Source organism: Fumia xinanensis (assembly GCF_014384905.1).
In the GTDB taxonomy this organism is placed as follows: domain Bacteria; phylum Bacillota; class Clostridia; order Oscillospirales; family Ruminococcaceae; genus Fumia; species Fumia xinanensis.
Genome location: NZ_JACRSV010000004.1, coordinates 63,746 through 76,436, shown reverse-complemented (window position 1 = coordinate 76,436; position 12,691 = coordinate 63,746). Strand labels below are relative to the sequence as shown.

The window sequence follows — 12,691 nt, the reverse complement described above, 5'->3', positions numbered from 1 at the left end:
TTTTTTAAAGGATTTTCCAATTATTTTACAACGATTTCCCTGCCCAGATGTACCGAATAGAGGATGCACTCTGCAATCCCCTCTGGAAACACCCGCCGGAGTGCCCGCTTGTAAAGAGCAAGCTGCCCCGCATAACGTTCTACCAAAATTTCCGGGCTTGCAACCGCATCGGTCTTGAAGTCGATGATAACACCTTTCCCGTTTTCCTCCAGCACGCAGTCGGCGATTCCCTGGATGAGAATAGAAGCGCTTCCCTCGTAGCCCGCCTCATCCGCCGCTACCGAATCGAAAAATTTGTATTCCCGCAGCACCCGGTCGGCTTTGAGAATTCGGTCCATAAGGGGAGATTCCAAAAAGGCACGGAGCTTTTGCAAGTCTACCACAGCTCCCTCCGCGGGAGTCAGGTACTTAAGCTTGATTAGTCGGCTGAGTTCCGCCTGAGCGTCTTTCCTGCCTGCCTCAAAGTCGATAAATTGCAGCACCCGGTGGAAAATGCTCCCCTTTTGAGCCGGGGTAAAGCCTTCTTCGGCCAGAAATTTCGGCGCGGAAAGGCGCACGTCCCCGCTGTCAGGATGAGTGATCTCGGTCACCGACAGCTTGGCGGGAGTGACAGTGTCCAATAAATACGGATAAGAGTAGTATATCCGTTCCCGAAGCTTTTCCAGCATTTCGGGGTCGGGTTTTACAGAAATTTCATCGGAAACAGCTTCCAGTTCTTCCCGTTCCACCGGGCCGAGAAGTTCAATGGGACAGCTCTCCTGTTCCACGACGGAAATTTCGTACTTTTCCCGAATTCCCCAGAGGGCCGGATGAAGCAGAAAGGCAGCCAACAGCCAGTCGGAATAGCTCGCGGCTTTCGATGCCGCATAGGGATGGATCTTCCCTTCCCCGTCCAAATCCGTCTCGATTTTGCGGAGCTTTCGGTCTAACGCTTCTTCGGTAATATTTAAAATCAGCTTTTCCTTAGCCCTGGTCATCGCCACATACAAAAGACGCATTTCCTCGGACAAAAGATTTTGCTGTTCAAAATTTTTGACTGCCAGATAAGGCACTGTGTCGTATCGCAGGAGTTTATCCCGGTCGATATACTTAAGCCCTAACCCCAACTCAGTATCCGTGACCACGTCGCCGTGCAAATCCATCACATTGTACTTTTTGGAGCAGTTGGCAACAATGACGACGGGGAACTCCAGACCCTTTGACTTGTGGATGGTCATGATTCGCACCGATTGGGCCGCCTCGTTTAAAGGATTGGCTACCTCAAAGTCCTTGCCGTTTTCCATCAGGTAATCGATGTAAGAGACAAAACCGCTCAGTTCTCCGTCGCCTCCCGCCTCGAAATCGAGAGCGTATTTTAAGAGCAACTTCAGGTTAGCCTCCCGCTCGGAAGGTCCGGCAAAGCTGGACATGACTTCGATAAAATCGGTGGTGTCATAGATGTACTGGATGAGCTTTTGGATGTTCATAACGGCGCTTTTTTCCCGCAGCAGGTGAAAGGTGCGGATAAAATCCCGAGCCTTCCTCTTGCCCCGGTCCGCCTCCAGCAGTAGGGAAGCGTACAGGCTTTTCCCCGGGTGGTAGACGAAAAGCGCCCCCAGTTCGTCACAGCTGAAACTGAACATGGGCGACAGCAAAACCGCCGCCATGGGGATGTCCAGCATGGGGTTGTCGAGCACCTTTAAAAGGCTGACCATCACCGATACTTCCCGGGAGGTAAAGTACCCCGACGAAGCCCCCAGCACCGCGTCCACTCCCTCCTCTTTGAGGGCGGCGGCAAAAATGCCGTCGGTGTCCCGGGCGCTCCGCAGGAGGATGACGAAATCCCCGCCCCGACAGGGCCGTAAAACGCCGTTTTCGGTTACCGGCATCCCATCGCGGAGCATTTTCCCGATTTGCCGGGCGGTTTCCCGCGCTTCCACCACCAGCCGGTGTTCGTCGGTTTCCTCCTTATTCAGATGGATCAGCTGGAGAGCCGTTTCCGGCGGCGCATCGGGCAGATCGGGATAGACCGCCCCGCAGTTTAACCGCTCCTGCATATCGTAGGCGACATTCCCCAATTCTCGAGTCATCAGCTTCTCAAACACGGCGTTGACGCCGTTCGTCACCCCCTCCCGGCTCCGAAAGTTTTTGGACAGGGAGATAAAGGCGGGGTAACGCGCCCCGTCATAAGGAAAAAACGTTTCCTTTTTTTCGAGGAACACCGCCGGGTCTGCGTTTCGGAAGCGGTAGATGCTCTGCTTTAAGTCGCCCACCAGAAAGAGGTTTTCCCCGTTTCGGGAGATACAGCGGAATATGAGGTCCTGGAGCCGGTTGGTGTCCTGGTACTCGTCCAGCATGATTTCCTCAAACTGGGCGGAAAAATCCACCGCAAAGGGGGTTGGGTTCCCATCCTCGTCGGAAACGAGCCGCAACGTGAGGTAGGCAAAATCGCCGAAGTCCCCGATGTTCAATTCCTGCTTTTCTGCGTCGAGAGCCTCGTAAAACGCCTTTGTCAGGTTGAAAAGCGCTTCTACCAGCGGGGCCTGGGCCTGCAAGTCCGCCCGATACTCCGCCTCGGTGCAGGGGATGAGCTTGCGAAAACCTTTCATTTCATCCTTGACCATGTCCCGCAGGGCACTGAACTGCTCCTTTACCGCCGGGTCGCTGTCCCTTGGAGCCCGGGAGAGCTTTGCAAAAGAAAAATCCTTCAGCGCCGCGTAAATGCCGTCCCACTGACCGGTCTCACAGGCAGAGGATAGCTTGTCCAGTTGACTGAGGTCGCTGAGACAGGCGGGAGAGTAGGCCTTATAAATTCCTTCGTCCCCTTCCAGCACCGAGAGCGCCCGCTTTGCCACCTGCCGGCAGTAGCTTGCCCCCTGAGAAACCTTTGCCATAAGCTGTCTGCCCCAGGAGGTGTCCTCTATGGGCGAGCCGCTTTGATACCGGCTGAGTTGCTCATCCATCCACTGGAATGGGAATGGAAGGGAGCGAATTTTATCGTAGAGCCGCAGCACTTCCACTTTGAGCCGGTTATCATTTTCCTCGCCGAAATACTGCACCAGCCGGAGAAAGTTTTCCTCTCCTAACCGGTACTGGTTTTCCAGCAGTTCTTCCAGCACCTCGTCCTTGAGTCTTCCCAAAAGGGTGTCGTCCGCCACCCGCAGAGAGGGAGAAACACCGAGCTGCTCAAAATTTTCTCGAACCACCGTGCCAAAGAAGGAGTCGATGGTGCAGATCTGCGCCCGCTCCAACAGCAGCATTTGGTGCTGTAAAAAGCCGTCGGCAGGGTTCTCCCGCAGCAGTTCCCGAAGCCGGGCCGCAACCCGTTCCCGCATTTCCGCCGCGGCGGCCTTGGTAAAGGTGACCACCAGAAACCGGTCGGCGTCCACCGGATGCTCCCGATCGGTGATCCGCCGGATGAGCCGCTCCACCAGCACCGCCGTCTTGCCGCTTCCCGCGGCCGCCGACACCAAAACTGAGCCGCCCCTAGCCTCGATGGCGTGGAGCTGGTCCTCCGTCCACATTCTGCCCATCGAAATTCCTCCTTTCATCCAACATTTATTGTTCTTCGGGCGTGCCGATCACGTCCTCCATGGTTCTTTTAGGCACTGAACGGCAGCCGTCTGACGGTTCGTGACCACAAATCGCCCGGTAATCGCAGTAGGAGCAGGGAACAGTCATCCCCGCCTGAACGGGGTCGGGGGTTATTTCTCCCCGGTAGAGCCCTGCACCCATCTGCTCCACCAAACTTTCGGTATAGCGTTCCAATGCCGCAAATTCCTTGAGGGTCGCTAAATATTTCCCCTTGAGGCCGGTTTTTCCCTGAGATACCGGGATAAATTTTCCATTTAAATCCTTTTCCATGGCGCAGAGGATCTGCTCATCGTTGAGAAGCAGCCCGCTCATAGCGTAGCTTTTCTGCTCCGCCTGTTTTTGAGCTTCCGCGGTGGCATCCCGCTGCAATATGGGTTTCGGATTCCCCGCCGGCATGTAAAGGATGCCCGCAGGACGAACATTTTTGTATTTATCGTTCTGGGTACGCCAAATCGCGAAAAGATAGAGGAGCATCTGGAGGTTTAACCCTTCCGCCATTTTGCTCACGTCAAATTCCTTGCCGCCAGACTTGTAGTCGATGATGCGGACAAAGCTTTCTTCCCCCACAGCGTACAAATCCACCCGGTCCACCTTGCCGGAGACCGTCACGGTGTGGTTCTCGTCTACTGGCAGATGGAGGGGGGATACCTTTCCGTTTTCCCGGATGGGCTCTTCCAGCCCTATGACCTTAAATTCCGTCTGGGCAAATTCCTCCCGGAGGGAGGAAAAAATCCGGTAGAGGGTGTTTTGAAGCCGCCGGTAGAAATAGAGGAATTTTTGAGGCTTCTCCCCTTCGCCGCCCATGACCCGGTTTAAGTATTCTGTCAAGTAACGGTCAATCTGCCGCCGCAGCTCCTCTTCGGTGATGTGCACCACGTCGCACTGCTCCAGAATCCGGTTTAAGAGGTAGTGGATGACGTTTCCCCGGTTTAAAGGGTTCAACTCCGCCTTTTGAGGCGTATAAAGCCCCAGCCCGTATCGACAGAAGTACTGAAACCGGCAGGTGTAATACCGCTCAATCTGGGAGGGGGAAACCGCCGCCACCCGATGAAACAGCGAAGCCAGCTTTTGCTGCTCCCACACCGCAAAGCGCCGTTCCCGTACGGGGGATGGCAGTTCTAATTTTCGCCGCAACTCCCGTCTCGCCGTCAGGGGACGGCTAAACAGTTCCTCGCAAAGGGAACGGTCGGTGAGATTCATCACCTCCTTGCGGGACGCCTGCCTGAGTTTTCTCAGCTTGTCCCGGTATAGGGCGTCCTCTTTGAGGAGTTCTTCCACCGTCGCGAAAAAAACGGCGTCGCCATGGGAAACGGCGCCTTTTCTCCGTCCGCTGCCCGCTTTGGCCGCCTGTTGGAAAGCGGTAGAGGCATTTCGGCAGAAAAAGTCCCGTCCCAAATTCTTCTCATAAACAACCGGCGTACTGGGAAAAATCGCCCCAAAGCCGGTGACCAGCGCGGAAGGATACTTCTCTCGGCCGCTGATGTCCCCCTGGGAAAAGGTGATGATGAGTTTTTCCGACGGGGAGGTCAATGCCTTGTAGGCGACAAACCGCTCGTCGATGAGCCTTTGCTCGGCAAAATTTGATAGCTCCAAACCATTCGAACTGAGCTGCTGCCGTTCCCGGTCGCTGAAAATCCCGCCGGAGGAGGGCACCAGAGGAAACACCTTGTCGTTTGCCCCGATGAGAATGGCCGCTTTTTTATCCTGCACCCGCACCCGTTCGGCGCTTCCCACCAGTACGCTGTCCAGGGTTTGGGGCCGCCGTCCCAAATCGTAGGTGGAGGCGCTCAGGAGAAAAAGCTCCTTGTATTCCCGGAAATTGAGGTTTTGCCCTTTCAAAGAGCCTTCCAGCGTGTCCAGTATTTCCATCAAAACATCCCAAACCCGCTTTTCGTTCTCCGCCTCTTCCAGACGTTTTTCTTGTTTGAGGCGGCCAATCCGCTCCGAAATCATCTGAGGGACACTTAACTGCTGTAAAATCTCGTAGATAGCCCGGCTCACCGACTGTTTTTCCTCCGCGGTTTGACGAAACGCATTGATACAGTCAAAGCAGAGCGCTCGAACCTTTTCGGCGTTTTTCAGACGAAGCAGTTCCTTCTTTTTCAGGGGACGGTCGTAGAATCCCATGGGGTTTTGCTTAAATTCTCGGGAAAACCCGTCCTTGTCCACGTTCCAGACGTAGAGATAGCGCTCGAAATCGTCGATTTCGGTAAGGCTCACTGACAACAGGCCGCATTTCAACATGGGAAGCAGCTCCTTGCGGCTCAGATTAGTGACAGTCGCGCCCAACAAATGGGACACAAACCGGATGAGGGGCATGGTTTCCACGCTTTCGGGCCGGTCGAAAAAACAGGGAATCTCATACCGGTCGAAAGCCGCTTGCAGGATGTGCCCGTAGCTCTCCAAATCCCGCCCGATGACGACAATGTCCTCGAAACGGTAGCTGTCTTTCTGGACAAGCTCCCAAATCTGGGCCGCCACAAACTCCATTTCATCGAATTCGTTTAAAAGCCCGACGCAGGCTACCGTCTCGTTTTTCCCCTCAAACGTCAGGGGATTGTTTTTGAGTGCCTCTTTTGCAAAATGAGAGAGAGCCTCCGATGAAAACCGCAGCGGCTCTTCGAGAATGATGGGCGGCAGCAGTCTACATTCCACTTTATACGCCAACGATTTAAGCCCCTTTTCTGTCTCTCTCAGCCCGTCGAAAAGCCCGTACTCCCGCTCCCCTTCCGGCAGGCAGAGGGACACCGTCACTTCATTTGCCTGTTGGAGGGCCAGGCCGAGAATCTCCTTCTGCACCGCTGTAAAACTCTTAAATTCGTCTAGATACAGGGTACAGCCGGAAAAATATTGCCGCTCCGAAATAAAGGTTTTCGCCCGGCTCAATGTGTCGGAAGGGTCTACAAAACGCTGCGTCAGCAAAGCGTCATACCCGCTGTAGATGAGCCCCAGGTCAAACAGCTTGTCCTTTAAGAGGCCTGCTTCTGTCTGCAGCGCCTCTGATGTCAGCATTTCAGGGGTAATACCGGCGTTTTTCATTTCCTCCACCGTGTCTAGCATTGAAAGGACAAAATCCGGTTTTCGGGCGTTTTTCCCGTAGAGGCGCAGCTCGTCCCCACATTCTTTTAAGGCAAGTCGCATGGTAAGGATTTTGGCGGTATCAGTGGCGTAGTCTCCCGCCATGCCACCGTACTGACGGAACACGTCGTCGCAGAGACGCATAAAGCTCAAAACTTTAACTTTCCCCGCTCGCTCGGCACCCAACAGCTCGTAATACTCCCGTTCCGTCTCAAAGGAAAACTGTTCCGGGACAAGGAGGATGACGTTTGCCTCGTTTCCTTCACAGTGTTTTGCGATTTCCCGGCGGATAAAGCTCGATTTGCCGGTACCGGCAGCGCCTTTGATAAAACGAAGCATCTTCTCATCCCCTTCCACGACAGAAATATTTGATTTTATTATACAATTTTCTCTTTCCGATAGCAAGCAAAACGCCTTCCGGCGGAAAATCCGACCAAAAGGCGTGTGACAACTATTTAAAAAAATCCTTTACCCGCTCAAAAAGCTCCACTGCGTAAAACCGCACCTCATATTCCGGTTTGGATTCGACGATCTCCCGCTCCCCTTCTGTCAACGTGCGGGCCAGAGCCGCTTCTCCGTCCTCTGACGCTGCCGGGACACAAAGGGCAGGATAGAGCACACACCACCAGTTATGCCCTTTGGCATCGCCAATGGTCACTCGCACCGCGTCGTAATATCCGGCGGGCATGGTAAAGTCCTCGTATACACGGGTATCGAAAAACATATGGGTGAGTTCAGCCTGGACTTCATCATTGCAGCCCCATTTCAAAAGCTCGTCCCTGGCGATTTCTTCGATACGCGGAAGGCTTTCCTGTGCCTTTTCCTCCGCTGTCTCAAGGCTGTCGGATAGGTAAAATAGGCTGTCGGTCTCCTGCAAAATTCGATCCCGCACCCGGAGTTTAAGCTCCTGATCCTCAACGGAATCTGAATTTGCAAGAATGTGCAGGCGGAGAACATTCTCTCGTATATCGGCGCACTGGGCGGCAAAGGTGGAAAAACTGTCCAGTATTAGTATAAACAAAAATGAAAATATAAAGAAAATCAAAAATCTGGCGGTCGGGTTTAAGCGTGTTCCATGCTGTCTCATCTGGTCAACGTCCTTTCTCTTTGAGATTTCCTTCAAAGTTTGGACTGTATTTCCAAAAATATACAGCAATAAAAATTACTGCTCCAAAATCACCCGGACACCTCGGGACACCGGCTCTACCAGATAGGCATGATACCGGCTGGTAAAACGCCCTCTTGTGGCCATGGCGAGGATCAGGGAACCGAATACCCCAAATACAGCCGCCCCACTGCCGGTCATCATGGCGGCGTTTGCGCCGTAATCCAGCATATCTTTCTTGATTTGTCGGATTTCGTCCAGAGGTGCGCTTTCTTCCAGCACGTTGTACATATACCGGGAAAAGGAAGAAACATTGCTGCTCATAATGGCGTGCAAAAGCCCTTCAGTGTCCGGCCGTTTGCTGGAACCCATCTCATCATAACGCTCATAGGCCTCTTTGGTGTCCACACCGACTCCCCGGGGCTTTACCACTACAAATTGGGCCATATTAAGTGGCGCTATAGAATACACTTTTTCGCCAATGCCCTGTACTCTGGCGGTGCCGCCTTCGATACAGAAAGGCACGTCGGCTCCCACACCAAGGCCAATTTCCTGAAGCTTTTCTTTGGAAAGCCCTGTATGATACAGTTGGTTCAGGCCGACGAGCACCGCGGCAGCATCGGCGCTGCCGCCGCCCATCCCCGCCCGGGACGGAATGTGTTTCTCGAGAAAGATCTCTACGCCTCCATCAATTTTCATCTCCCTGAAAAAGGCCGCTGCCGCTTTATAAGCGGTGTTTTCCGGGCCGTTGGGAATCTTTGGCCGATCGACGGTCAGGGAAATTCCCTCCTCCCGCTTGATGAGCGCCACCCGGTCATACAGGCTCACGCTCTGCATCACTGAATCCAGAAGATGGTATCCATCTTGTCGGACACCGGTGATGTCCAGCGAAAGATTGAGCTTTGCCGCCGCCTCCAAAACGATTTTATTCATGACGAAAGTTCCCTCCTATATTTGCCGTCACATGGCTAAATTTGTTCCTGTATCCATCCTGCAGCTTCTCCAATATCGTCTGCCACCGGGCAGCCGCAGGTCAAAAGCCGCTCCTTGTCCTGATGTCCCGCAGCCACCAGCAGACAGGAGGCACCTACTCGTCTCGACACCTCATAGTCGTGCAGAGTGTCTCCGATAAAGAGCAAATCCTCCCCGGACAGACGGTTTTGTTTCATCCACTCCTCCGCCAGCTCCGCCTTGCTGTGGGCGAGGCAGTGGTTTAAGGCCAGCACCTCATCGAAAGCATCCTGTATCTTCAGACGATGGATTTGCTCTAAGAGGCAGTCCCGCTGGGATGCTGACAGAATCACCTGCCTTACGCCGCTGTACTTAAAATCGAAGAGAACCTGTCGCGTCCCCGGAAACAGCCGGCAGTCCATACTGTCCCGTCTATACAGAGCCATGTATTCATCGGCCACCGATTCATAGTTCTCCACCCCGAAGTCGAAACCCGCACGCTCATAATAATCTTTGATGGGAAAGCCGAATATCCGGCGGTATGCTTCCAGGCTGGGAACCGGAGGTTTACCCCGCTTGCGGAGCATCCGGTTCATAATGGCGCAGTTGAGATTCACGTCGTTGAGCAAAGTGCCATTCCAGTCCCACACAATGGTTACACGCTTCATCCGTCTTTTCCTTCTTTACAGGTTTAATATGGGGTTTCGCCGCACGTGAATTGCCTTCACCGGGCACATTTCGTGGCAGCAATAGCATTTGATGCAGTTTTCGTGATAAATGTGCGCTTTGCGGTCCTCAATACGGATGGTTTTGGCGGGACAGCTTTCAGCGCACTTGCCGCAGCCGATACAAACACTCTTTTTCACCTGGGGCCGCGGAGTAAGCAGCCGATTGACAGCCGGTTTCACCACCGGGCGCAGCGGAGCCGGTACAAAAGCCATAAAGTCTATACCTTTTGACCGGGGCTGTTTAAAGTCCTCGTATACCAGCAGAGGATCCCCGCACACCTTTACATCCTCCGGCGACATTGAGCAAAGCCCCCGCTCCGCCGCGTTCACAATGGTGTAAGTCTGTTCGGTTGGGCGGTGGATCACCTTGGACAGCGCCAGGTCGAGCTCATAGGGCGACGCGGCGCAAAACGTCATCCCCGTCTCCCGCAGGCTCCCCGACGAGGGACCGTCGCCCTCCATGGATACCACCGCGTCCACAAAGGTGATATCCGGCTTCACCGTCTCGCACAAATCGACGAGCATGTTGCAAAAGTCCTTTTCCTCGGGATACCGCCAGTGGAATTCTGGCTTCATCAACCCAGGCACGCAGCCAAACAGGTTCTTCACCGCGCCGCTTAAGCCCGCCATACAGTGGGTCTTGAGCTTGGCGATAGAAATAATGAAATCTGCCTCCACAATAGGATTTATGAGGTCGAACCCCTTGCAGATGACGCCATTCGGGTTGGAAACATATGTAGAACCGATATTCTCGTTGAGTTTGACGTTCCGCCTCCGGGCGATGTCTTCCATGCCAGTGGCCTTATAGATACCCGTCAAAAGCGGCTTCGAATAAACTCCTCCCGGGCTGTCAGCGATGGTGATATCTGTTACGCCCAACGACTGCAAATGCCTCACAACCGCCTCCACTAAGGCGGGATGAGCGGTGGTGCCCTCCTCCGGCGCCCGCTTCATCAAAAGATTGGGCTTGAGGACCACTTTGATGCCGGGTTTGCAGATTTCGTCCAGATGGAGCCGCGCAAAATGGGCATCAACGCTCTCATCAATCACTTTCTGCTCATAGCAAGCTGTGTGCTGAATGGAAACCAACTGCATCAAACCCTTTCTCGTATCATGTAAAGAAACGGGATGGGCAATCTGCCCGCCCCGTCTACAGTTAATCTCTATGCTGTCCCTGCCGTACTTCTTCCACGAATTCCCCGATCCGTTTCACCGCTTCGTTTAAATGGTTGACGGAATAGGAATAGGAAACCCTCACAAAGCCTTCTCCGCTGTCTCCGAAAGCGGTTCCGGGGACGACGGCCACCTTTTTGCTGTAGAGCAGCTTTTCGCAGAACTCGTCCGACGTCATGCCGGTACTCTGGATACAGGGAAAAACGTAAAACGCCCCCTGCGGCTCAAAGGTGTGCAAGCCGATTTTGTTGAAAGCGTCCACGATAAAACGCCGCCTCATGTTGTATTCTTCCCGCATCTGGCAAATGTTTTCCTCACAGTGGTCAAGCGCCTCGATAGCCGCATACTGGGCGGTGGTAGGGGCGCACATGATGGCGTACTGATGAAGTTTTGTCATCTGCTTGATGGCCGACGCAGGGCCAGTGGCAAATCCCAGCCGCCAGCCGGTCATGGCAAAGGTTTTGGAGAAGCCATTGACGATGATGGTACGCTCCTTCATCCCGTCGATCTCCGCGATGGAGACATGACGGCCGTTATAAGTAAGCTCGGCGTAAATTTCGTCTGACAAGACGATAATATCGTGTTTCCGTAAAACCTCCGCAATTTCCTCCAGATGTTCCCGGCGCATAACCGCTCCGGTGGGATTATTTGGAAACGGAAGGACCAAAACCTTGGTCTTGTCGGTGATAGCTGCCTCCAGTTGCTTAGCAGTCAGCCGGAATTCGTCCTCCGCCACTGTTTTGATAGGCACCGGCACCCCGCAGGTCATGGTGACGATGGGGGCATACGCTACAAAACAGGGCTCAGGAATCAACACTTCCTCACCGGGATTCACAAAAGCGCGGATGCAAAGGTCAATGGCCTCCGAGCCGCCCACTGTGACCAGTACTTCAGTTTTCGGATCGTAGCTCAAATTAAATTTACGCTCCAGATAGCGGCTGATGGCATTTCGCAGCTCCGCTAAGCCCGCGTTGGCCGTATATGCGGTTTTCCCCATCTGGAGGTTTTCGATGCCCGCCCTGCGGACAGAATATGGGGTTTTAAAGTCCGGTTCACCCACCCCCAGCGAGATGACCCCTTCCATCTCGTTGGCGATATCGAAAAAGCGCCGGATGCCGGACGGCTTCAAGGAAGCGGTCCGGCTGGATATCAAGTTTTCAATGTTCATCACAGGGAAACGTTCCTCCTCTCGTCAATGCCGTCCTGTCCCATGAGTACGCCCCGGTCTTTATACCGGGAGAGCACAAAATGGGTAGCCGTCGAAACGACCCCGTCCAAAACCGCAAGACGCTGTGCGACGAAGAGGGCGATGTCCTTAAAAGTTTTGCCCACCACCTGTACGTGGAGGTCATAGCCGCCGCTCATGAGGTAGACGCTGTCCACCTCATGATAGCTGCTGATTTTCTGGGCAATTTCCTCAAATCCAAAATCCCGTTTGAGAGTGACTTTCAATTCGATGACCGCTTCGACAAATTGGGTGTCGATCTTGTCGTAGTCCAGAAGCGGCTTATATCCGCGAATGACGCCTTTTTTTTCGTATTCCGCGATGGCGGCTTCAACCTGCTCCTTTGTCATATTTAGCATGACCGCGATTTTGTCGGCCTCGATTCTGGCATTCCCGTTCAAAATTTGCAGCAGTTTATCCATACTGGCGCTCATTCCTTTCTTTCCATAAAATAAATTAAAACCGTTTCTTTTGCCGGTTCTTTCCTTAGTATACCAAAATACAGCGGAAATGAAAACCCTTTTTTCCACGACTTCTCAAAAGAAAACTGATAAATTTTGTGGAAAAACACAGGACTGGTGGAGGTCTAATGCTGGATTCCGATAAAATTCCGGCAAATACTGGTCAAAGCCTGCAAATTGTGGTAAGATAAACGCAGTAGAACTGCGTTTATCGCTGAAGAAACCCTTTGAGGACGTTGTCCTCAATTTTGCCTACAAGGGGCAAAACCGGATTTCTTGCATCATAATAAATATGGTAGACTATGAAAGATTATAAATCGCATTGAAAAAGGCAGTTTGAAAGGGTGCCTTTCAAATACAGCGTTTTGCGTCTTTGCCGCGAAACCAGCCAAACCAT

At 53.2% G+C, this 12,691-nt stretch carries 8 protein-coding genes; all 8 read right to left on the bottom strand.

The genetic code is table 11. The annotated features are described in order from the left end of the window. Positions 1–20: 20 nt before the first annotated feature. The 8 genes from addA to H8710_RS11415 all read right to left on the bottom strand — a co-directional run bounded on the left by addA (position 21) and on the right by H8710_RS11415 (position 12,255). A complete protein-coding gene (gene addA / locus H8710_RS11450) occupies positions 21–3,512 on the bottom strand; it encodes a helicase-exonuclease AddAB subunit AddA (RefSeq protein WP_249295860.1) in 3,492 nt (1,163 codons plus the stop codon). 25 nt (positions 3,513–3,537) lie between these two features. Then, entirely contained in the window at positions 3,538–6,990 is a 3,453-nt protein-coding gene (locus H8710_RS11445) for a PD-(D/E)XK nuclease family protein (protein WP_249295858.1), read from the bottom strand. 112 nt (positions 6,991–7,102) lie between these two features. After that, the gene (gene spoIIR, locus H8710_RS11440; RefSeq protein WP_249295856.1) at positions 7,103–7,738 is read right to left on the bottom strand and encodes a stage II sporulation protein R; all 636 of its coding nucleotides are present in this window, start codon (positions 7,736–7,738) and stop codon (positions 7,103–7,105) included. A gap of 75 nt (positions 7,739–7,813) precedes the next feature. After that, entirely contained in the window at positions 7,814–8,689 is an 876-nt protein-coding gene (gene ispE / locus H8710_RS11435; RefSeq protein ID WP_249295847.1) for a 4-(cytidine 5'-diphospho)-2-C-methyl-D-erythritol kinase, read from the bottom strand. Positions 8,690–8,724: 35 nt separating this feature from the next. Beyond that, positions 8,725–9,375 carry an HAD family hydrolase gene (locus H8710_RS11430; RefSeq protein WP_249295845.1) on the bottom strand — a complete coding sequence of 217 codons (651 nt, stop codon included), beginning with the start codon at positions 9,373–9,375 and terminating at the stop codon, positions 8,725–8,727. A 15-nt stretch (positions 9,376–9,390) separates the two neighbouring features. Beyond that, positions 9,391–10,530 (bottom strand): DUF362 domain-containing protein, encoded by a 1,140-nt coding sequence (locus H8710_RS11425; protein ID WP_249295843.1) that lies wholly within the window; start codon positions 10,528–10,530, stop codon positions 9,391–9,393. 61 nt (positions 10,531–10,591) lie between these two features. Further along, entirely contained in the window at positions 10,592–11,776 is a 1,185-nt protein-coding gene (locus H8710_RS11420; protein ID WP_249296125.1) for an aminotransferase class I/II-fold pyridoxal phosphate-dependent enzyme, read from the bottom strand. Next, on the bottom strand, positions 11,776–12,255 hold the full coding sequence (locus tag H8710_RS11415; protein ID WP_249295841.1) for an Lrp/AsnC family transcriptional regulator: 480 nt from the start codon (positions 12,253–12,255) through the stop codon (positions 11,776–11,778). Before H8710_RS11415 ends, H8710_RS11420 begins: the two co-directional genes overlap by 1 nt. Positions 12,256–12,691: the final 436 nt, after the last annotated feature.